Source organism: Dysgonomonas sp. GY75 (genome assembly GCF_015234155.1).
Taxonomy (GTDB): domain Bacteria; phylum Bacteroidota; class Bacteroidia; order Bacteroidales; family Dysgonomonadaceae; genus Dysgonomonas; species Dysgonomonas gadei.
The window spans coordinates 382,659-404,715 of record NZ_JADCLQ010000012.1; the positions used below are offsets into that span (position 1 = coordinate 382,659).

The following is a 22,057-nucleotide window of genomic DNA, read 5'->3' on the forward strand; positions in this document are numbered from 1 at the left end:
AATGAGCAAGCAACATACGCTGAAAGGCAGTTTCACTTTACAGGGGAAAGGTTTACATACAGGACTACCAATTACGATAACATTTAATCCGGCTCCTGAAAACCACGGATACAAAATTAAAAGAGTAGATCTGGAAAACCAGCCTGTAATAGACGCTCTGGCCGAAAATGTTGGTAATACTCAACGTGGGACAGTACTCGTAAAAGACGGGGTGCAGATAAGCACTATAGAGCATGCTATGGCTGCTTTGTATGCTTTGAGGATAGATAATTGTCTTATCGAAGTAAATGCTCCTGAATTTCCTATTCTGGACGGAAGTGCCATACAATATGTTCAGGCGATATATGGAGTAGGAATAGTAGAGCAAACAGAGGAAAGAGATTATTTTGTTGTTCGTCAGAAGATGGAAGTCGTAGACGAAGAAACAGGGTCAAAGTTGACCTTGTTGCCGGACGACCGTTTCTGTATAAATTCATTCATAGAATTCGAATCGAAATATATACCAAATCAATCAGCTTCTCTTGATAATCTGGAAGATTTCACAAAAGAGATTGCAACCGCCCGTACTTTTGTCTTTGTTCGTGAAGTACAGAAATTACGTGATGCCGGATTGATAAAAGGTGGCGACCTGGATAATGCAATCGTTATCTACGAACGCCAGATATCTCAGCAAGATCTGGATAGCCTTGCCGATCTGCTAGGTGTGCCGCATAAGAATGCATCGGAACTAGGTTATCTTAATAACAAACAGATCCAGTATCCAAATGAACCGGCCAGACATAAACTCCTCGATATCATTGGAGATATGGCTCTGATTGGTAAACCGATAAAAGGGCGCATAATAGCAACTCGTCCCGGACATAAAATAAATAACAAACTGGCACGTTTAGTTCGTAAACAAATTAAGCTCAACGAAGTGCAACCACCCGTATACGAACCAAACAAAGAGCCTGTCTTTGATATAAACAGAATAAAAGAGCTTTTACCTCACCGATATCCATTTTTGATGGTAGATAAGGTAATTGAGATCGGACAAAAATATATTGTCGGTATTAAGAACCTTAGTGTAAATGAGCAGTTCTTCCAAGGTCACTTTCCTCAGGAACCTGTTATGCCGGGAGTACTTCAGATAGAGGCTATGGCACAGATAGGAGGACTGCTGGTGCTTTCGCAGGTTGATGAACCGGAAAGATATTCTACCTATTTCCTGAAAATAGATAATGTTAAATTCAGGAGTAAGGCTGTACCGGGTGATACGCTTATTTTCAGGCTCAATATGATGTCTGAAATACGCAGGGGAATTGCTAATATGAAAGGATATGCTTTTATTGGCGATAAGCTCGTTTCTGAAGCGGAATTTACTGCCCAAATAGTAAAAAATAAATAAGTAAAATAAAGTATTTAATGCAACATTATTCGATTATGGTCGATTATAGCTGCATCTGGTACAAAAGTAATAAATAGGTCTAAGACCTTAATATAGTATATCATGTCAAATATATCTCATCAGGCATATGTACATCCTGAGGCAATATTAGGAGAGAATGTAGTAGTAGAACCATTCGCTTTTGTTGATAAAAATGTAGAAATAGGAGATGGCACGCTAGTCATGTCCGGAGCTAATATACGTTATGGAGCCCGTATAGGGAAAGGTTGCCGTATATTTCCGGGAGCTGTGATAGGAGGTCATCCTCAGGATCTAAAATTCAGAGGAGAGGACAGTCTTGCTATTGTGGGAGATAATACTACCGTTAGAGAGTGTGTTACCGTAAATCGTGGAACAGCATCGAAGGGATATACAAAAGTTGGCAGTAATTGTTTGTTAATGGCATATAGCCATATTGCGCACGACTGTGTGATAAACGATTATGCGATAGTTGGAAATGCAACACAGCTGGCCGGAGAGGTAGAGGTCGATCATCATGCTATCTTGAGTGGAGGTACATTGGTGCATCAGTTTACACGTATCGGAGCACATGTAATGATCCAGGGAGGTACACGTTTAGGTAAAGATATTCCTCCATATATTATTGCAGGACGTGAGCCTGTTTGTTATTCCGGTGTAAACCTTGTCGGACTGAGACGGAATGGTTATTCCAATGAGAAAATAAATGAAATACAGGAAATATACCGGATTATCTATCAGTCGGGTTTCAATTTCTCTGATGCCATAAGCAAAATTGAGAAAGAGTTTGAAGAAACTCCCGAGATGAGATTAATCGTAGATTTTGTGAAAAACTCACCTCGCGGAATCGTTAGAGGATACATGGGGTAATTAATCTCTTTTTTGATTATAAAAGGCTTTAGGAATAAAGTCCTGTAAATAGTCAAATCTACGTAATATATGAAAAATAGCATACAAAAAATAATCTTTCGCTACCTGAGTATTGAAAACTACTTACGGCTGTTGCAAAGATTATTTTTTGTAATGTATAGATGGGGGTTGCTAAAGAATAAGAAGGAATACGAATATCATTATTATATAAGAAATCTAATACACGAAGGAGATATTGTAATAGACATCGGTGCTAACCTTGGCTATTACTCCATATTGATGTCTTCGTGGGTAGGAAAGTCGGGGATGGTATATTCGGTGGAGCCCATCGCTTTGTATAATAAGATATTTAATGAAAAAGCCCATAAAAGAAAGAATATCGTATTATATCCCTACGCATTAGGAAAAGAAGAAAAAGATGTCACATTGGTCTGTTCTCCTAATGTTGGATATTTAAGGACGGGTTTGCCTCATGTATATGATTCCCGGAGAGATGGGGATATTCAGACTCAGGAATTTACATTTGACGCTAAAATGAAAATTCCGTCAAAGTTATTTTCATCCATAGAAAGACTGGACTATATAAAATGTGATATAGAAGGATTTGAACACGTTGTCTTGTCCGATATGGAAAATATTATAAATAAGTTTAGGCCGGTAGTTCAAGTAGAAGTATGGGGAGAAAACGAAGAACCCGTAAAAAACTTATTTAAGAGATTGGGTTATATCCCTCATAAATTGCAAGGCGGTCTTCTCACCTCTGATGAAGAGGCTCTAAGAAAATTATCGGGTGACTTTTTGTTTATACATTCCCAGAGCAAAGCCTTATCCTGATTATATCCTAAATATAGCAGGTAAATGGTATCCTATTTTATTGGAAGTATCGCCTCTCTTTTAATGCTATTTTTGATTGTATGTTATTAAAAAGTAGTACCTTTGCACCCTCAAATCATATATATGCAAAATATTAGAAATATTGCGATTATCGCGCACGTAGACCACGGTAAGACTACCCTTGTAGATAAGATGCTGCTTGCCGGACAACTCTTCAGAGGAAATCAATCAGCAGGAGAACTTATTCTCGATAATAACGATCTGGAGCGTGAGCGTGGAATCACTATCCTATCCAAGAACGTTTCCATCAATTATAAAGGAACAAAGATCAATATAATAGATACTCCCGGACACGCCGACTTCGGAGGTGAGGTAGAACGGGTATTGAATATGGCTGACGGTTGTTTGTTGTTGGTCGATGCCTTTGAGGGGCCTATGCCGCAAACGCGTTTTGTTTTACAGAAAGCTATTCAGATGGGACTGAAACCGATTGTGGTTATCAATAAAGTAGATAAACCGAATTGCCGTCCTGATGAAGTACATGAAATGGTTTTTGACCTTATGTTCAGTCTGGACGCTTCTGAGGAACAGTTAGATTTCCCTACCATATATGGTTCGGCCAAACAAGGTTGGATGTCTGATGATTGGCGTAAACCCACCGAAGATATCACCCCGCTTCTCGATGCCATTGTAAAGCATATACCTGCTCCCGAAATTTTGGAAGGTACCCCGCAAATGCTGATTACATCGCTCGATTACTCCAAATATGTAGGACGTATAGCTGTAGGACGTGTTCATCGTGGCGAATTGAAAGAGAATATGGATGTTTCTCTTTGCAAAAGGGATGGTAGCATAATTAAGACTAAGATAAAAGAAATAAATACATTTGAAGGACTGGGACGTACAAAAGTCCCTGTTGTTCAATGCGGAGATATATGTGCGTTGGTAGGAATCGAAGGATTCGAAATTGGAGATTCAATTGCTAGTATAGAAAATCCGGAGCCATTACCGACTATCGATATTGATGAGCCAACAATGTCAATGCTTTTCACAATCAATGATTCTCCTTTCTTCGGAAAGGATGGTAAGTTTGTGACATCACGCCATATACATGACCGTCTGATGAGGGAACTTGACCGTAATCTGGCTTTGCGTGTAGAGTCTACTGCAAGTGCCGATAGCTGGCTGGTATTCGGACGTGGTATCCTTCACTTATCTATCCTGATAGAGACAATGCGTCGCGAGGGATATGAATTACAGGTAGGACAACCAAAAGTAATTATAAAGGAAATAAACGGCGTTAAACATGAACCGGTAGAAGAGTTGACTATTAACCTTCCGGAGGAATACTCCAGTAAGATTATCGATCTGGTAACACGTCGCCGGGGTGAGCTGACAATGATGGGAAGTAAAAAAGATCGTGTGTATCTCGAATTTACCATACCGTCGAGAGGTATAATAGGGTTGAATAATACAGCTCTTACGCTATCGGCAGGAGAAGCTGTTATAGCACATCGTTTTCTTGAATTCCAACCATGGAAGGGTGATATCGAAAAGCGTGCGAACGGATCTATTATTGCCAGCGAATCGGGCAATGCCTTTGCCTATTCCATAGATAAACTACAAGATCGGGGACGCTTCTTTGTTGAGCCACAAACGGATATTTATATGGGGCAAATTGTAGGTGAGCACAATAAGGATGGCGATCTGGTTGTGAATCTCACAAAATCTAAGAAATTAACAAATGTGCGTGCATCCGGTACAGATGATAAGGTACGGTTGGCTCCAGCCATTATTTTCAGTCTCGAAGATGCTTTAGAATATATCAAGGAAGATGAATATGTAGAGGTTACTCCTAATTCTATTCGTTTGAGGAAGATATATCTTGATGAGAATGACCGTAAGCGTATGACAAAAAACGCCAATTAAGAATAAAACATTTTGATTCGATAAAACTAACTTATATATGTTCTTCCGGTACAATTTTGTGCCGGAAGTTTTTTTTGTATCCCTTATAGAGCCTCGAAAGCATGGTTCGTAAACTTTCTTCGAGTTTTCGGGCTTTTAATTTTGCCATCTAGGTAAAACGTAGTAATTTAGTTGTGCTTAGTGAGATTGCCCAATAAATATATCTTAGATTAATCTTATGGATGTAATAACAGAAGAATTAATTAGAGCGTTAAAGAGAAATACTACTGAAGATCAGAATACCGTAGATCTATTGATGAGTATCATTCCCTTGGGGAAGGAGGCTGCATACCGCAGGCTCCGGGGAGAAATACCTTTCACATTAGATGAAGCCGTAAACATTTGCAGAAAAATGAACGTATCACTGGATCTCCTGATAGGAGTGAAACATGATAATACTTATGCTTTTCATCTGGGTGCTGTCTTTACCGAAGACCCTATGGCAGAGTATTGCCGTATGATGAGAGAGGTGACTGATGGAATAGAATATATAAAAAAAGATCCGGCATGTTTTCTGTATATGGCCTATAAAGCATTACCGCAAGAATTCTTATTCAAATATCAACTATTAGGAAAAGTATATCTTTATATTTTACTGTATCAGTTATATCCGCAATCTGTACCAAAGGAATTTTCAAAAGTTCAGATTCCGAATGAAGTTCATGTATTACAAAAGAAAGCGATAACTGCAGTTCATCGTGTCAATTCAGTTCTGATTTTCGATAAGCATATTTTCACTGATTTTGTAGAGATTGTGAAATATTTTCAGAGCATGGAAATGATTTCGAATGACGAGACTGCACTGATAAAAAAGGAACTTCATATGATGCTGAACGACATGGAGAAATGTGCCATTTCGGGACTATCGTTATATGGAAAGAAGCTCGATATTTATATATCCCATATTTCTTTCGACTGTACTTATACCTATATGTCCGGGGCCGGTTATGAAGCTGGAGCAATAGGCTTGTATTGTGTCGATTTTCTGTCTTGCGACAATCCTGTAGTATGTGAGAACCACAAACGTTGGATAAAATCATTGATACGGTTTTCAACTTTAATCTCTGTATCTGGAGAACTACAGAGAAATGAATATTTTTACTATCAACGTAGCATTGTAGATATGCTTTAAAAAATCAGAGATTGAGGGATGTGAATAATATGCCCGACTTCCCTTTTTCTGATACAATATATAATAGTTCGTTGCTCTATATTAATGCCCTTAGATAGAAGTTCGGAGACTAAACTTGTATATGCTTCACTAATTTATGGAACATGAAAAATATTATTAACATTTTCTTATTGCTTGTTTGCTATTTAACTAGCTCTCAAATTACAAATGCCCAATCCAGATGGATAACATCGACAGATGAAACCATAAATGAACCGAATACCTGGATTGCTTACCGAAAAGACGTATCGGTTGAAAAAGTACCTACTGCAGTTATAGCCAGGATTGCCGTTGACAGTAAATACTGGCTTTGGATTAATGGAAAAATGGCCGTTTTTGAAGGAGGACTTAAACGTGGGCCTAACCCGAGAGACACATACTATGACGAGGTGAATATAGCTCCTTTCCTTAAAAGCGGTGATAATAAAATAGCCGTTCTTTTATGGTATTTTGGCAAAGACGGATTTTCTCATAAGAGTAGTGGTAAAGCAGGACTCATTTTTGATGCAAAATTGGGTACTCAGAATTTGGTAAGCGATTCTTCGTGGTTGTGCAAGAGACATCCTGCTTATGGTAATACGGGAGAACCTTTTCCTAATTATCGTCTGCCTGAGTCAAATATCCGTTTCGATGCGTGGGAGGATATTGATGATTGGCAAACAGCAGATTGCCAGAGTTTGTATGGCTTCGAAAATGCAGTTGAACTGGCTAATTGGGGGGATGCCCCATGGAATAACCTGATAAAAAGACCAATCCCATTCTGGAAGGATTTTGGTGTTAAAAAAGCTTCCAAATTGCAACGGGTAAAGGGTGTAGAACGTGATACGGTTATAGTTTGCCTTCCTTACAACATGCAGATGACGCCTATTGTAGATATTTCTGATAAAGATGGAGGTAATCTGATCTCTATTTTTACAGATCATATGGAGGCTGGCGGAGATATAAACCTGAGAGCTGAATATGTCACAAAGAAAGGAAGTCAAAACTATGAATCACTTGGTTGGCTCAATGGACAAAAGATATACGTAACAGTACCGTCAGGTGTAAAGATCGATGAGGTAAGATACCGGGAAACCGGCTATAATACAGAAATGGAAGGGGCATTTTCATGTAGTGATACTTTTTATATGCGTTTTTGGGATAAAGCCCTTCGTACACTTTACATAAACATGCGGGATACATATTTTGATTGCCCAGATAGGGAGCGCGCTCAGTGGTGGGGTGATGTAGTGGTGCTTATGGGGCAGAGTTTCTATACATACTCACCTTCTACGCACTCATTGATGAGTAAAGCAATAAAAGAACTTGCCGCCTGGCAGAAAAATGACGGGACTCTGTTTTCTCCTATTCCGGCAGGAAATTACAACAGCGAACTTCCCGGACAAATGCTGGCTAGTATAGGATATTATGGTTTCTGGAATTACTATATGAATACCGGAGACAAAGAAACGATAAAAGCGGTTTATCCTGCCGTAAAAAAATATCTTTCATTATGGTCGCAGGACAATACCGGCTTAACGGAATTCCGTGCTGGAGGCTGGGCTTGGGGCGATTGGGGCGACAATAAAGATATCCGATTGATATTTGCAGGATGGCATTACCTTGCATTGAAAGGAGCGGCTCTGATGGCTGATGAACTGGGGTTTGTTGATGATGCTGAGGGATACAGGGCTATTATGGATAGAGTGAAGGCTGGTTATAATTCATGTTGGAACGGATTGGAATACAGGCATCATGATTATAAGGATAGTACCGATGACCGTGTGCAGGCCCTGGCTGTTATAGCGGGTATTGCCGATAGAACAAAATATCCGGATATAATAAAACTGCTTAATACACAGTTTTATGCAAGTCCTTATATGGAGAAATATGTCATGGAAGCTTTGTTTATAATGGGAGAAGGCAAGTATGCTTTGGAGAGAACCAAGAATCGGTTCTCTAATATGGTGGATCACAAGGGTTATACTACCTTATTTGAAGGTTGGGATGTCGGTGGATACGGAGGCGGTAGCGTAAATCATGCGTGGAGTGGAGGTGCTTTGACTGTGTTGGCCCAATATCTTTGTGGTATTTATCCGTTAGAGCCCGGATATAAAGTCTTTAAGATAGAGCCAAATCCGGCATCCCTCTCAGATGCATCTATTACAATACCATCTGTTGCAGGCAAAATAAAATCCGGCTTTGTAAATACAGATAATGAATTTCTGTTAAAATTCTCCGTGCCTCATGGAACTCAGGCCGTCGTTTATCTGCCTGAAAGCCGCGACAAAACAATTACAGTAAATGGAAAGAAACTTTCCCTTGGACAATATAAACCAAAAGAGATTTATAAACATCAGACAAAGCATACACTGGCTTTCCCGGCAGGTGATTATATCCTGTCTGTGAAGAATTAGGAATAAGTCCCTTTTTCTGAAAGCATATTCTTGCTATCTTTACCTCAAAATAAAGTTTGGCATGCTATGATGACAGTGACTGTTGAAGAACGTACTCTGATAAATGAAATTATTCTAAAGAACCAAATATGTTATGTCGGTATGATTGATATCGATGGTATGCCATATGTTATACCGATGAACTTTGGTTATCAGAACGATATTATTTATCTGCATTCAGCTCAAGAGGGTGGTAGCATCAAGGCTTTGGAAAAGAATCCGAATGTATGCATAACTTTCTGCACAGAACCTGTATTAACATATCAGAACAAGGAAGTAGCCTGTAGCTATAGGGTAAAAGGTAGTAGTGTTATATGTCGCGGTCGTGTTGTTTTTGAAGAGAATTTTGAAGAAAAGATAAAGGCATTGGATATCATAATGCAGCAATATACCGAAAGAAAATTTACGTATTCCATACCATCTGTAAATAATGTTCGGATATGGAAAGTCGAAATCGAAAGTGTTTCCACAAAGGTTTTTGGTGTTCCACATCCGAATTCACGTAACTATAAAGATAAGCCGGAGTTTTAGCCTGCTATTAATATAATAGATCGAAGTTTGTGAAAAACTTTAGAAGACATTAATGTCTTTAGATTTCTTTGCAGATAAGCACTTCTGTATGATATAATTCCCTCTGATGGGCCTTAGGCTGAATATGCAATATGGACAACTAGAATCAATATTATATAGGTCTTTAGAGTTCTGTCATTAGCAGGAATCTTTTATTCTTGTTTTGCAGCAAAATCCCCCCTCTTCCCACTAAATTATTGTCTAGTAACCAATGTATAAGATTTGTTACTAATTGGCTGATTATGCTCTTATTTGTGAAGTATCTATAAAATGTTTGGTAATCCATACTTTAAGGCTTATGTTTATCTAAATCGCTAAAAATGAGCTTCGTTATCTATGTAAAGATAATGCTCTATATCAGTAATTGTATAATATAAAGGATTTTCAACAATCCGTAAAAATTAAAATCATTACAAAATGAATGTACAAAACAAAGCTCCTTCAAAAGGGAGAGGACGCAGTATGAAAAAAATTGAACGTCTTACGCAGGAAGAAATCCTGAAGCAGATTTTAGACGATCATAAGAAAAGCCTGGGTAAGGTTGTATGTATTAAAATAGATGAAAGAACATCGATAGAAGTACCTGCCAGTATGTCGGAAGAAGATCGTGCAAAGCGAATAAAGAACTACTTGAAGAATTCGAACTTCAGACCTGTAAAGTAGAGCATTTAACAACACTCTCTCTTCAGTAGCTGGAGATGATTACCAAACTATAATTTTTATTATTATGAAAGTTGCATTAATTGGGGCTACGGGATTCGTTGGCTCCCACATTCTGAAAGAGTTATTAAGCAAAGAACATGAGGTGACAGCTATTGCTCGTAATGTCGAAAAGATTGATATAGGAGAAACAGGCTTAAAGGTCGCAAGTATAGATGTAAATGATAAAGAAGCGTTGACAGAAATATTAAGGGACAATTCAATTGTTGTCAGTGCTTTCAACGCGGGTTGGGATAACCCGGATCTTTATAATGATTATCTCAATGGATACGAATCAATTCAGCAAGCAATAAGAGCTGCAAATATAAGGCGTTACTTTGTAGTAGGGAATGCAGGTAGCTTATATATTGGCGGGAAGCAATTGGTGGATACCCCGGAATTTCCTAAAGAAATGATACAAGGAGCTAAAGCATCGCGGGATTATTTTGATAAGTTGAGACGCGAAACGTATCTTGACTGGCTGTATCTCTCACCTCAGATAGAGATGAATAAAGATATATCGGTGGGGCGTACCGGACGGTTCCGGACAGGCCGGGATGAACCCATAATAAAGGAAGGTGTCGCTTCTATCTCGGTTGAGGATTTAGCTATGGCTATTGTTGATGAGGTTGAGAGTCGAAAGCTTTCTCGCCAGCACTTCACTGTGGGATATTGAAAATTGGATAGGATATATCTATTCGTTATTTTTTCAAAAATTGCGTAATTGGTTAAATATTATTAATTTTTGAGAGAAAAACACCAAAACATGTTTTATAACATAAAAATCAATTATCTTTGTACTGTGTTTTTCATGGTATTAGATTTAAGGTTAACAATGAAGATTGGTTGTCGGGATGACAACCTTTTCTTTTTTATAACGTATAGTAATGGATTCCATAAGTCGTTGATTTTTAGTTGAAAAACATTGGTCTATTCTATGGTTAAAATGGTACTCTTACCCGGCGAAAGACCATAGTTTGCAAAATACCCCTCTTAAATGTGCAGTGTACATGTGTAGCATTTTTAGTGCCGTTTTGGTTATAAAATTCAATGTTATGAATACAATTAACATCAAGGGAGAAAAGTGTGCAAAAAACAAAGCAAATGTAAAACTTACTGTAATCTTCCACAAGACAGGATTTTGCCGGGCAAAGAAAGTGTTGAACATTACAGGCGTTTATAAAGACTGGGACTCCGGGAAACAGCAATTCAAGCCAAATTCAAGCGGGAACGAAGACAAAAACAAAAGCCTCGCGGAGTTAAGGGGAAAATACATGAAAACCGCCGAACTCTGGGATCAGGAAGGGCGAACCTGGTCTCCGGCACAATGGGCCGGATGCTTTGACATAGGCAAGAAAAATGAACATGACAAATTGCAGGTAAAATCGATATTTCAGGTTATCGACATCCTCATCGAACAATTCAATAATAAGAGCCGCGTAAAGAACGGCGTAGAGATATCAAGCTATTCCAATGTCCGGGAATACAAATTCCTCAAGTCCTCTTTATGCGAATTCACCCGTCTGAAATATAACAGGCAATTCCAGTCTTTCCATTTTAATCATATAACAGAAGATTTCCTAAACGAATATGTTATGTATCTGCAAAAAAGAGGAGTAAGAAACGGGAACGAAGGCGGTCTTGTCCATCGGCTGAAAAAACTCCGGGCGGTTGTAAACTATGCCCATAACGTATTAAAAAACCCTCATGCTGAAGTTGATATTTTCAAATGTGTGGAATCAAAGATGAAGCACCGGAAATTTATTCCGAAGTCTGTTCCCCATAGTGTTATCCTGCAAATCGAGGATATGGATAAAACCCGGCTTTCAAGATTGGAACTGTTCCATCTGGATTTATTCCTGTTCAGTTTTTATGCCGGTGGAATGTGCAATATCGACGTGGCTTACTTAAACCGGGATTCAATAAAGCCTGATAATATGATCGAATATGAACGGATAAAGGTATGCAAGAATGCAAAGGTTCCCCTTATCGATAAGGCGAAGGCGATAATCGATAAGTACGAAGGACAAGGTTATAACAAATATGTATTCCCAATCTTCACCCATAAGCATATCTCGGAAAAACAAAAGAGGGAAAGGCTTGAAAGGCTTTACCGCAAGGTGAATATGACCCTCGAAAAAGTCCGGACAAAAATTGGTTATGAAGAAAAGATAACATGGAACTCTTCCCGCGGCTCATTTATTACAAAGATGATAAACGACGGTTATAATCCTTCAGTAGTTGCGGAACATGCAGGAAATAGCGCTCCCATAATATACAAGCATTACTATAAGGTAATGGAACAAGCTGAAACAAGGCAGCAGATGAATAAGAATTTTTAGCCAATAATATTATATAAATATTTACTATGAACGGGATATATCGAAATATATTCCGTTTTTTATAAATGAAATTACAGAAAAAACTATAGGCTCTCTTGACATCCTTTTTCTCCTTAACTATTTTTGACTTTTGGTTTATATAATTGATTATTAGTCATATGCTTCTTTTTTTGTTTTCCTTTTGAAATACTATTTTCTTTTTTTTAAACCATAGAGGACAGATTTCGCTAATCTTTCATGTACAAAACTTGTACAGCACTTTTAGTGCCTGATTATGGTAAAAAAAATAAAGGAATGAACACGATTACGATTAAAGGCGAACAACGTACCAAAGAGAAAGACAAGGTAAAATTAATTATGGTTTTCCATAAGACCGGCTTTTGCAGGGCAAAAAAAGTTATTGATATTACGGGGAACTTTAAAGATTGGGATGATAAAAGGCAACAGTTCAGGTCTAATTCCAGTGAAAATGAAGAAAAAAACAAATGCTTATCCGAACTGAGGCGGAAATATAAGAAGGTTGCTGAAACCTGGGATCAGGAAGAGCGTATCTGGTCTCCGACTCAATGGGCCGGATGTTTTGACTTTGAAGAAAAAGTAGAACAGGATAAGATGATGGTAAAATCAGTGTACCACACAATAGATATACTTATCGAATATTTCGGGAATAAGAAACGCATTAAGAATGGGGTCGAAGTATCCAGTTACTCTAATGTGCGGGAATATAAATTCCTGAAGTCCTCGTTATCTGAATTCACCAGGCAAAAATATAATAAGCAACTCCAATCATTCCATTTTAACCATATCACCAAAGAATTCCTGCATGATTACGCTGTTTTTTTGCAACTCAAAGGAGCGAAAAATGGAAATAAAGGAGGAGTTATTCATAAGTTAAGGAAGTTACGAGCGGTTGTAAGTTACGCGTTCAATACGTTAAAAAATCCGAATGCCGATACCGGAGCTTTTGCCGGTGTTGAGAATAAAATGAAACACACAAAATTTATGCCCAAATCAATTCCCCACAGTGTAATATTGCAGATTGAAAAACTGGACAAAAAACAATTTTCGAAGATAGAACAATTCCATCTGGATTTATTCCTGTTTAGTTTCTATGCCGGCGGAATGTGTAATATAGATGTGGCTTATTTGAACTGGAACTCTGTCAAATCGGAGGATGTGATAGAATATGAAAGAATCAAAATATGCAAAGAGGCAAGGGTTCCTCTTATAGACAAGGCTAAGGCAATATTAAAAAAGTACCGGGGAAAAGGCTATGAAAACTACGTCTTCCCAGTCTTTACCCATAAGCACATAACAGAACAGCAAAAAAGGGACAGGCTGGAGCGACTTTACTATAAGATGGGGCAAACACTTGAAAAAGTCCGGATTAAAGTTGGTTATAAAGAAAAAATAACATGGAATTCAGCCCGTGGATCTTATATCACTAAAATGCTTGAAGATGGATTTTCTGCGTCTCTGGTTGCCGCACATGCCGGTAATAGTGAAAGGATTATATCCAGGCATTATTACAAAGCAATGGACGAGTCTGATACAAAACAGAAGATGAATAGTAATTTTCACGGGTAGGCAAATAGCTGCCGGCTATCATATCAACGATTAATAAAAACAAGAATTGAGCCTTATCTATATATAGACACTAACAGCTTTTATGATTCTGTGAATTTAATTGAAATTCGACAGAAAGCGGCCTTCAAAATTAAAGTAAGTAATATAAAAATGAATAAATATTTATTCATTTTTGGTGATATTATTATTTATAAATATGAGAGCCCTCAATTGTCGAATTTCTTTTCACTGTTTTCAGAATTATCTATGAAAGCAGAATGTTATGGTTTCTTCTTTTTGTTCATACATCTTTCAGAGATAGCAACCTGGCGGGAAGGATGATAGTTCCTTTTTTCTCCACACATTTTGTCATATTCTTCTAATTTTAAGTTGTTCAAATCTTCCAACTCTATTAAAATATCCGGACTAACATGCCTAAAATAATATCCGTTTCTCTTCATTTGTTTACCTGTGCAGCAATAAGAAATAGTCATTGGATTACAATTGATCAATTCCGCGGTAGAATGTAAAGACCGGGCTATAGCAATTAAAACTCTTCGCTTATTAAAGACTAAAACCTGTTTAGGTTCACGATAGCAACTTTTTCTCATAATTATTATTTATAGTTTTTCTTTACTGGTTTTAAATGAATCTCTATTCTGTTATCTTTTAATATATGCAGGGCCGCTTTATAGATAGACAGTTGTTCAATACCTGCTGCCTTAAGGGCTGTTAACATAATATGGTCTTCTATTAATGAAAGGTAATCTTTGTCGGAAATAGATACCCATTTGTCCAATTCTGATTTCAATTTAGCCATCTTTTGTTGTTTTGATTTTTTTTCTGATTTATCATTTTTGATCTTTCCGCTTCCTGAAAGAAGTTCAGCCAGTCACAATTTTCCTGTCCGCAGATGATACTTTACGGTATTGATACTTAAGGTTCCGGTTAATTTTAAGCAATAAAGTTTATCTGCAATTTCGGATAAACTATAGCCGGATTGTTGTAGTAATATTGCATTTCGCGAAACCGGATTAAGAGTATTTAGGGCGTTTATTATATTATCAGAATAAAATTGTTGATAATTATCGATATCAATACAATTGGAGCTATTGCTTTCTGCTCGAATGACAGAAAGTTGTTCAATATCTATAATGTTGATAATATTATGTTTACACTGTTCAATCCTGAGGTTTCCTATGATTCTTCGTGTAATGGTATAAAGCCACGGCCTGATGTGTAGCTGCGGATTATATGTCTCTATAAAGTTAAAAACACGAAACATCGTTTCACTATAATATTCCTGGCATTCGTAGCGTGTTTTGGAATATTTCAGGCACACTCTGTAGATGAAGTCTTTTTCAGGCAATATATATTTATTAAACAATTCTGTTTTTTGTAGTTGATTAAATTCCATAAAAATGATTTTTAATGTTAAAAAAAGATATAAAAGCTTTTATCGTAGAATGAATGGTAGTGGTGGAGCTTTATTATTGATTAACACTGTCATACTGTACAGGAAAGGAATATCAGATCAGAAAAATTATGGCATAGAATATGCCGGATAAATAGATAGCCATCCCGACAGTTAATAATCTTATTTCTTTATATAGATCTTTTTTGTAAGCAATATATAATCAGCAAATAGTGCATTTTAGTACTTTTTAGGCTTACAATTTTATTAAGAATGGCACATTAACATTAAAAGAGAAAAATTTACCAAAGACAAACACAGAATAAATTCAACCCTTATTTTCCAGAAGACCGAGTTTTGCAGGGTAAGAAAAGTTCCGGAATTCCAGTAAAAAAAAGATTTGGGATGTCCGGAAAATAACAATTCAAAAACGACTTCAGCGAAAATGATGAAAAGGAAGTGCAAGACAAGATGGAGATAAAATCCGTATTCCATACAATAGGCCTGCTTACCGGATATTTTGAGGATAAGAAGTGCATTAAGAATGGAACCGAAGTAACCGGTTTTCTACATTTTAAGCTAGAGTGACCGGTATCAGGTCATTACCGCTATATTGTATGACATCAACCCAATTATATGCTATATAAATTTCTTTCGATCTGTAAAAAACGAAAGAGCCCGGGCCCGGACTCTTTCAATGTCGATGCATCACTGCATTAAGAGTGTGTTTGTATGAAGGATGTAACTTTAAGGAGTACATCCGGTCCCCTTTTTGATAAATTGCTATTAATTACTCCATCCTGCATTTTGCTGGGCGGCCAAAGTCGGGTTACGCACCAGATCATTTACAGGAATAGGCCATAAGAATCGCTTATCCGAATATGGAATAAGCGGTCTGCTTGGCGAGAACCATGCAGGTTTCACTTCACCTCCAACAACAAAATTTGCCTTGCCTTTAGCCCGTGCATAATCTATTTTTGCAGGAATACCTCCGGATGGAGAAAGATCGTCATTCGCCAAACGTTGTATATCTTCCCAGCGACGGCCTTCACCATGGAATTCTATACGTCTTTCCCATAAAATCGCATCAAGAAAAGCCTTCTTAGTAGCAAAGTTACTTGCCGTATATGCCTGAGTTGCCGGGGTTGCCAACGAACGGTTTCTTACGGCATTTAATAATTCGAGAGCCAAAGCATCGTTCCCTCCTTTTCTAAGAACGGCTTCCGAATAATTTAAAAGTACCTCTGCATAACGCATAATAGGGGCATATTCGTCTCTGGTCTGAACATTCCGATATTTATCGCAATAATAATAATCGTAAGCTGAACTGTAATATAGCAGATCACGACGCTTGTCATCAGCAAGCCAGAATGATGTATTATACAAGGTAGGTGACGATGTTACTATAGCGCGACCGCTTGGACGGGCCGACATCATAGCAGCCATGGCTCCGTTCACACTGGCCTCATCGTCCGCACTGTTTTCAACAGAGAAAATAGATTCGGTATTGCTGGCAAAAGACAGGAATGGGGTCGCCGGAGAAGCTTCGAGTTTGTAACCTCCTATTGCACTCTCGAAAGGAGCTGTTGTACCCGGTACAAGTTTTTTCGCTTCACTTATCACATTATCCCAATCGCGTTTATGAAGATAGACCCGTGTCTTAAGGGCAATTACGGAACCTTTCGATGCGCGGGTAATACCGTTTACGCTGTTTTTATCATTCCCTGAGAAAGAACTCTCCGCATCATTAAGGTCTTTGAGTATTTGTGCATAAGTGTCAGTAACCGACGAACGGCCTATTTTTAAAGCTTCTTCAATTTCAGCCGGAGTATTAATAGCTGTCAGATAAAGAGGCAAACCATAATTATTATTCGCATCTACATTTACCGGATAAGCAAAATGAAGCAACAGTGTATGATAAGTCAAAGCACGAAGGAATAATAGTTCACCTTTGTACGATTTTCCTTTTTCTTCACTTATAATATTATTCTCGATAGCACCTTCAATCCCTTTTATTACAGTATTAATACGATTGATAGCTTCGAATGAGGCTTCCCAGAAATATTGATTATTCGCAGTGGAAGGTGTATAAGTCGACGAATAAGTTATATCGTAGAAGACTGCTGTCAGGTTCATATCTTCTCCCCGCATTTCACCCTGTATAATACTTGCGGCTCCAAAAGGATATCCTCTCGAATAAGAATCGTTGTACAATCCGCATTGTATCGCATCATAGGCGCCAATCACAGATAGTTCGCAACGTTCAGGCGTTTCGTACGCCGTAATATCATCCAGTTTATCGACCGGAGAAAGGTCGATCACATCCTTTTCACATGAAGTGAAGACCAAAGCCGCTACAATAGTAAACAGGCTTATTGTTATTTTTAATATCTTATTTTGTAACATAATCGGTATCTGTTTTTAAACTTGAATTAGAATGTAACATTTGCGCCCAGGCTGAAAACACGTTGTTGCGGCATACCATCCCAGTCTGTTCCCCTGCGTGTCGATGTTTCCGGGTCGAGTCCTGAATATTTTGTAATGGTAAACAGATTCTGAGCTTGCACATATAAGCGTATTTTTGTCATATCCAGTTTCGAGACCAGATTTTTAGGTAGGGTGTATCCCAGAGATAGGTTTGTCAGTTTCAGGAAACTGGCGTCCTCAACGAATCTTGAATCGGCAGAACCGGTATTGAATAATACCTGGCTATCCCCGTAACCGATTTTCGGAATTTGTCCATCACCCGGTTTGTCCGGACTTTGCCATCTTCCGAGAACGATTTTACCATTATTCGAAAAGTCCATATTTAATAATGACTCCTGAGCAGAAGCATTCATTAATTTATTCCCTCCTGAAAAACGGAAGAAAACATTCAGGTCAAAATCTTTATAAGTAAAGGTATTATTAAAACCACCGTACCATGTCGGCAATGACGATCCTAATATTTTCCGGTCTTTGGTCGGTGATAATGAAGATGCCTGTGAAACATCACCGGGGTTTGCCGGATCATAAACTTTATAATCATAATCTCCGAAAGTATCGAACTGAACCAGCGATCCGTCGCCTTTTACCCAAATAGGATTTCCGTTGGCTTTATTTACACCATAAAATTCATAGCCATAAATAGATTCGAATGATTTCCCTTCCTCATTTATGGTATACCTGTTAATTATTGGCTCATGGTTGACCAACTCAACTACTTTATTGGATACGGTTGTGAAGTTAATATCTGTTTTCCAGGTAAAGGCTCCTATAACAGGTGTACCTCCGATAGTAATCTCAAATCCCGTGTTTTTGATTTTACCCCTGTTGTCATAATAACTGTTACCCGGAATTCCTAAAGTCGGAGCAGTCGGAACTTCCAGAACTAAGTCTTTCGTATTCTTATTAAAATAAGCCAATTCAAAAGACAGGCGATTATCAAGAAGGCTTCCATCCAGCCCTAAATCGTAAGTCGTTGTAGATTCCCATTTCAACTTGCTATTACTCATATTGCTCCAGGCAAAACCAGTCTGCGCTCCGTATCGTTTTGGGGAATATGTTCCTAAATAAGGAAAATTATTGGAGCCAAGATCAGAGTTCCCGATAGTCGCAAAGCTGGCTCTCAGGCGTAAATCATCGAACAACTCATTTAATGACGAGTTGACCCAGAAATTCTCCCTTGAAGCGCGCCAGGCGAGAGAACCGCCATAGAATGTCCCCCACCGGGTGTCTTTCGGTAACTTGGACAGACCGTCCCTACGGACAGAACCACCGATATAATACTTGCTGTCGTAATTGTAATTGGCTCTGAATAAATAGGAAGCCAGACCATTATAAGTTTTGCTGCCTTCAACGCTTTTATCACCGAATGTTCCGGTAATGATATGATCGGAGAAAAATTTATCCGATAATTGTGTAACATCCGCGTACAGGTATTCATAATCGGTATGAGTGTACTCCTGAACGGCAGTAAGGTTCAGAGTATGAAGTACGTTGAAGGTCTGATTGTAAGTTAATATATTTTGCCAGTTCCAATTATAAAAAGTAGCCCTGTTGTCCATCATCAGACCCCCATATCCATATCCGTCTCCCGATTCACTGTCCCACTTTGTAAAATCGTTGAGGGTAGTATAATCGATACCTGCCTGTGTACGGAATGAAAGGCCTTTTGCAAGAGTGACTTCTGCAAATCCTCCCCCGGTAATATGGAGGCTCTGTGAGCGGTTGACGTTATTATCCATAGCCCATACAACGTTCTGGATTCCGTTATCTATATAAGTTTTGTTAGCGCCGCGTCCCAAAGCTTTTCTATTGGCAGCATCAATGTTATATCCTGTAATATCGTCCGGGTTAAATACGGAAACATTAGGTAACATGCGCACGCTTGCAAAACCAACGCTTCCCAAAGAGTTTTCTTCGTTCATTACCCCCTCCAGAGTAGATTTCGAAGCAGATACATTAATACCCAGTTTCAACCATCTATTTGCAGTTTGTGTCAATTTGGCATTAACGGAATAGCGTTCCTGTTCATTATTTCTTATAATACCATTCTGATTGGTATAACCCAATGAGGCGTAATACTGGCTTTTTTCAGTACCTCCACTGGCGGCAAGTGTGTGAGTTTGTTGAAAACCTGTTTGAAATATATAGTCGTTCCAGTTCGTATTAACCCCGTTAGGATCTAATACCGCAGGGCCTTCTGCATCCCAGTTCGAATATTTTTCATTTGCTATTTCTACAAATTCCGTAGCGTTCAACAGGTCATGTAGCTTTGTTGGAGAAGCCCAGCTGGTCTGAACATCATAGGTTACTTTGGTCTTGGATTTCCCCCCTGACTTTGTGGTGATTAGCACAACGCCATTAGCCGCCCTTGAACCGTAAATTGCAGTTGCCGCACCATCTTTTAATACTTCATACGATTCAATGTCATTCGGATTGATTTCCGCAAGCGGGTTATACCTGCCATATAATTCCTGTTTCTGCCCTGATGTAACAGGTATACCATCAATTACAATCAAGGGTTGGGTTCCCGACGAAATCGTACTAAACCCGCGAATATTGAATGTAGGAGCCTGGCCTAACATTCCGTTCGGAGTTGTAACCTGTACTCCGGCTGCACGACCGGCTAACTGAGATTCAAAAGACGGAGTAGCCAGATTACTAATGTCGTCTCCACTGACTCTTGCAATAGCACTCGTTACATCTTTCTTCTTCTGGGTACCATATCCAACAACAATAACTTCTTCCAGAACTTTATCGTCATTTTCCATTATCACCCTCATGCCCTGAGCAGGTTTGGCCTCGACTGTTTGCATTCCCACCAATGAAAATACCAGTGTATTACTTCCAACAGGCACATTAATAGAAAACTTTCCGTCTAAATCGGTTACTGTACCTACGGTAGTTCCTTTTACTACAACTGAAGCACTTATCACTGGCTCACCGTTACTATCTACAACAGTACCGGAAATCCTCGTTGTCTGTGCTACTGTAAATCCGACGCTTAGTAATAAGCAGGATAAAATTAACACTACTCTTTTCTTCATACTTGATCCACAATTTTATTAATATTAATACCAGCATACCCGTGAGGTTCGCTTTTTATTTTTATAGAGAGATAGGCTAGTATCGTCCCATATGTAGTAAACCATACAAGGCCGGAATCTAAATATCCCAGCCGAAGAACAAAAAATCCCTGTACAGTCCGGAAAAGACTGTACAGGGATTGTACTTTTAAAAAAAGTTATATATTTATTATTTCCTATTATGCGGGCATAGGCTCTCTCTCTCTCTCTCTCTCTCTCTCTCTAACAAAATAGTGTTAATCCCCAAATTTTCAGGAGAAAAAATGCAATTCAAAGCTGTATATTTTGAGAATTTATGAGCCTTTAGATTCATTGCCAAACACTACTTTTTATAAGAAGAATCTTTATAATCAATTCATTTAGATTGCAAATCTATATTATTTTTCTAAATAAAGCATAAAAAAGTAAATAAAATATAAATATTTGAATAAAATACACTGTATTTAATTACATAATCTGATCTATTATCAATAATTACGGCTCTTATAAAAATATCTCATTATATTATCTATATAAGACCAAAGAGGCTGACAATCTGCCAGCCTCTTACATTTGAATCTCCAATCCGGTTGTTATTCCACTTTCCAGACTTTATTCGCGCTGTCGGAAAATGTTGCCAGCGTTTGCGAACCCTGCCTTAATTGCAGTTTCCCGTCTTTGATTTTGAAGTTGTCGGTGGAATTGAGCACTTTTAATAAGGCGGCCTCAATATCCATGCCTGAAACGCAGAACTTCCGGGTGGCTCCTATTCCACTGAAACTAATCTTGCTTTTGTCGCGTTCGGCATTCCCGCTGAAACTGTTACAGCCGGTATTGCCGCTGACCCTGCCGTCTATCACCAGGAGCGTAGCCTGTTGTCCGGACGCAGGAATCAGGTAAGCGCCACCATTTTCCGGTTGCACGGACACCAGCTGCCATTCCACAGCCGATATATCCTGTTGCGGACTGCCGCTCTTGAATATGGAGCATGAACCAAAACTTAATAACAGGAACAGGCAGGCAGCCGGGAAAAAATAAAATATAGTTTTCATAGGTTTGAATTAATTATATTCATAAATATATAACATTACAGGTAACAAAAGTAATGGTTTTAACGAAAATAAACATGCATATTCCAAAAATATAATGTTTTGCATCATATTCTGGCCGACTGTAATTTAAGGAGCAGATACCAAAACAGAATAATGCGATGAATCGTCCGGTTCTTTAACAT

The 22,057-nt window shown here is 38.4% G+C and carries 17 protein-coding genes; 11 read left to right on the forward strand and 6 right to left on the reverse strand.

Annotated elements, in window-relative coordinates; genetic code table 11:
- The first annotated feature begins 1 nt into the window (after nucleotide 1).
- The 11 genes from IR083_RS06990 (at nucleotide 2) to IR083_RS07040 (ending at nucleotide 13,881) form a co-directional block, all read left to right on the forward strand.
- Nucleotides 2-1,387: a bifunctional UDP-3-O-[3-hydroxymyristoyl] N-acetylglucosamine deacetylase/3-hydroxyacyl-ACP dehydratase gene (locus tag IR083_RS06990; protein WP_006798684.1), complete on the forward strand. Its 1,386-nt coding sequence runs from the start codon at nucleotides 2-4 to the stop codon at nucleotides 1,385-1,387.
- 102 nt (nucleotides 1,388-1,489) lie between these two features.
- On the forward strand, nucleotides 1,490-2,275 hold the full coding sequence (gene lpxA, locus IR083_RS06995; protein WP_194223718.1) for an acyl-ACP--UDP-N-acetylglucosamine O-acyltransferase: 786 nt from the start codon (nucleotides 1,490-1,492) through the stop codon (nucleotides 2,273-2,275).
- A gap of 69 nt (nucleotides 2,276-2,344) precedes the next feature.
- Nucleotides 2,345-3,109, forward strand: coding sequence for an FkbM family methyltransferase (locus tag IR083_RS07000; RefSeq protein ID WP_194223719.1), 765 nt, complete (start codon nucleotides 2,345-2,347; stop codon nucleotides 3,107-3,109).
- 123 nt (nucleotides 3,110-3,232) lie between these two features.
- A complete protein-coding gene (typA, locus tag IR083_RS07005) occupies nucleotides 3,233-5,038 on the forward strand; it encodes a translational GTPase TypA (RefSeq protein ID WP_194223720.1) in 1,806 nt (601 codons plus the stop codon).
- Between the two features lie 217 nt (nucleotides 5,039-5,255).
- Entirely contained in the window at nucleotides 5,256-6,209 is a 954-nt protein-coding gene (locus IR083_RS07010) for a helix-turn-helix domain-containing protein (protein ID WP_194223721.1), read from the forward strand.
- A gap of 143 nt (nucleotides 6,210-6,352) precedes the next feature.
- A complete protein-coding gene (locus IR083_RS07015; protein ID WP_194223722.1) occupies nucleotides 6,353-8,644 on the forward strand; it encodes an alpha-L-rhamnosidase C-terminal domain-containing protein in 2,292 nt (763 codons plus the stop codon).
- A 66-nt stretch (nucleotides 8,645-8,710) separates the two neighbouring features.
- Entirely contained in the window at nucleotides 8,711-9,214 is a 504-nt protein-coding gene (locus tag IR083_RS07020; protein WP_194223723.1) for a pyridoxamine 5'-phosphate oxidase family protein, read from the forward strand.
- Nucleotides 9,215-9,670: 456 nt separating this feature from the next.
- Complete coding sequence (locus IR083_RS07025) at nucleotides 9,671-9,916, forward strand: hypothetical protein (RefSeq protein ID WP_194223724.1); 246 nt, start codon at nucleotides 9,671-9,673, stop codon at nucleotides 9,914-9,916.
- A 64-nt stretch (nucleotides 9,917-9,980) separates the two neighbouring features.
- Nucleotides 9,981-10,628, forward strand: coding sequence for an NAD(P)-dependent oxidoreductase (locus IR083_RS07030; RefSeq protein WP_194223725.1), 648 nt, complete (start codon nucleotides 9,981-9,983; stop codon nucleotides 10,626-10,628).
- Between the two features lie 379 nt (nucleotides 10,629-11,007).
- Nucleotides 11,008-12,294 carry a tyrosine-type recombinase/integrase gene (locus IR083_RS07035; RefSeq protein WP_194223726.1) on the forward strand — a complete coding sequence of 429 codons (1,287 nt, stop codon included), beginning with the start codon at nucleotides 11,008-11,010 and terminating at the stop codon, nucleotides 12,292-12,294.
- A gap of 294 nt (nucleotides 12,295-12,588) precedes the next feature.
- Nucleotides 12,589-13,881 carry a tyrosine-type recombinase/integrase gene (locus IR083_RS07040; protein ID WP_194223727.1) on the forward strand — a complete coding sequence of 431 codons (1,293 nt, stop codon included), beginning with the start codon at nucleotides 12,589-12,591 and terminating at the stop codon, nucleotides 13,879-13,881.
- 260 nt (nucleotides 13,882-14,141) lie between these two features.
- On the opposite strand, the gene IR083_RS07045 is transcribed toward IR083_RS07040, so the two are convergent.
- The 6 genes from IR083_RS07045 to IR083_RS07070 all read right to left on the reverse strand — a co-directional run bounded on the left by IR083_RS07045 (nucleotide 14,142) and on the right by IR083_RS07070 (nucleotide 21,875).
- Entirely contained in the window at nucleotides 14,142-14,321 is a 180-nt protein-coding gene (locus IR083_RS07045) for a hypothetical protein (protein ID WP_194223728.1), read from the reverse strand.
- 155 nt (nucleotides 14,322-14,476) lie between these two features.
- A complete protein-coding gene (locus IR083_RS07050) occupies nucleotides 14,477-14,680 on the reverse strand; it encodes a hypothetical protein (protein ID WP_194223729.1) in 204 nt (67 codons plus the stop codon).
- Between the two features lie 72 nt (nucleotides 14,681-14,752).
- Nucleotides 14,753-15,277, reverse strand: coding sequence for an RNA polymerase sigma factor (locus tag IR083_RS07055; RefSeq protein ID WP_194223730.1), 525 nt, complete (start codon nucleotides 15,275-15,277; stop codon nucleotides 14,753-14,755).
- 783 nt (nucleotides 15,278-16,060) lie between these two features.
- The gene (locus IR083_RS07060; protein ID WP_194223731.1) at nucleotides 16,061-17,680 is read right to left on the reverse strand and encodes a RagB/SusD family nutrient uptake outer membrane protein; all 1,620 of its coding nucleotides are present in this window, start codon (nucleotides 17,678-17,680) and stop codon (nucleotides 16,061-16,063) included.
- Nucleotides 17,681-17,706: 26 nt separating this feature from the next.
- Nucleotides 17,707-20,805, reverse strand: coding sequence for a SusC/RagA family TonB-linked outer membrane protein (locus tag IR083_RS07065; protein ID WP_194223732.1), 3,099 nt, complete (start codon nucleotides 20,803-20,805; stop codon nucleotides 17,707-17,709).
- 611 nt (nucleotides 20,806-21,416) lie between these two features.
- Nucleotides 21,417-21,875, reverse strand: coding sequence for an META domain-containing protein (locus IR083_RS07070; protein ID WP_194223733.1), 459 nt, complete (start codon nucleotides 21,873-21,875; stop codon nucleotides 21,417-21,419).
- Nucleotides 21,876-22,057: the final 182 nt, after the last annotated feature.

What these genes read in the sequence shown, in the direction of transcription:
- IR083_RS07035 (WP_194223726.1), top strand. Translation starts at nt 11,008, where the DNA reads ATGAATACAATTAACATCAAGGGAGAAAAGTGTGCAAAAAACAAAGCA.
- IR083_RS07015 (WP_194223722.1), top strand. Translation starts at nt 6,353, where the DNA reads ATGAAAAATATTATTAACATTTTCTTATTGCTTGTTTGCTATTTAACT.
- IR083_RS07030 (WP_194223725.1), top strand. Translation starts at nt 9,981, where the DNA reads ATGAAAGTTGCATTAATTGGGGCTACGGGATTCGTTGGCTCCCACATT.
- IR083_RS06990 (WP_006798684.1), top strand. Translation starts at nt 2, where the DNA reads ATGAGCAAGCAACATACGCTGAAAGGCAGTTTCACTTTACAGGGGAAA.
- IR083_RS07065 (WP_194223732.1), bottom strand. Translation starts at nt 20,805, where the DNA reads ATGAAGAAAAGAGTAGTGTTAATTTTATCCTGCTTATTACTAAGCGTC.
- IR083_RS07055 (WP_194223730.1), bottom strand. Translation starts at nt 15,277, where the DNA reads ATGGAATTTAATCAACTACAAAAAACAGAATTGTTTAATAAATATATA.
- IR083_RS07050 (WP_194223729.1), bottom strand. Translation starts at nt 14,680, where the DNA reads ATGGCTAAATTGAAATCAGAATTGGACAAATGGGTATCTATTTCCGAC.
- IR083_RS07040 (WP_194223727.1), top strand. Translation starts at nt 12,589, where the DNA reads ATGAACACGATTACGATTAAAGGCGAACAACGTACCAAAGAGAAAGAC.
- IR083_RS07000 (WP_194223719.1), top strand. Translation starts at nt 2,345, where the DNA reads ATGAAAAATAGCATACAAAAAATAATCTTTCGCTACCTGAGTATTGAA.
- IR083_RS07060 (WP_194223731.1), bottom strand. Translation starts at nt 17,680, where the DNA reads ATGTTACAAAATAAGATATTAAAAATAACAATAAGCCTGTTTACTATT.
- IR083_RS07025 (WP_194223724.1), top strand. Translation starts at nt 9,671, where the DNA reads ATGAATGTACAAAACAAAGCTCCTTCAAAAGGGAGAGGACGCAGTATG.
- IR083_RS07070 (WP_194223733.1), bottom strand. Translation starts at nt 21,875, where the DNA reads ATGAAAACTATATTTTATTTTTTCCCGGCTGCCTGCCTGTTCCTGTTA.
- lpxA (WP_194223718.1), top strand. Translation starts at nt 1,490, where the DNA reads ATGTCAAATATATCTCATCAGGCATATGTACATCCTGAGGCAATATTA.
- IR083_RS07010 (WP_194223721.1), top strand. Translation starts at nt 5,256, where the DNA reads ATGGATGTAATAACAGAAGAATTAATTAGAGCGTTAAAGAGAAATACT.
- IR083_RS07045 (WP_194223728.1), bottom strand. Translation starts at nt 14,321, where the DNA reads ATGAAGAGAAACGGATATTATTTTAGGCATGTTAGTCCGGATATTTTA.
- typA (WP_194223720.1), top strand. Translation starts at nt 3,233, where the DNA reads ATGCAAAATATTAGAAATATTGCGATTATCGCGCACGTAGACCACGGT.
- IR083_RS07020 (WP_194223723.1), top strand. Translation starts at nt 8,711, where the DNA reads ATGATGACAGTGACTGTTGAAGAACGTACTCTGATAAATGAAATTATT.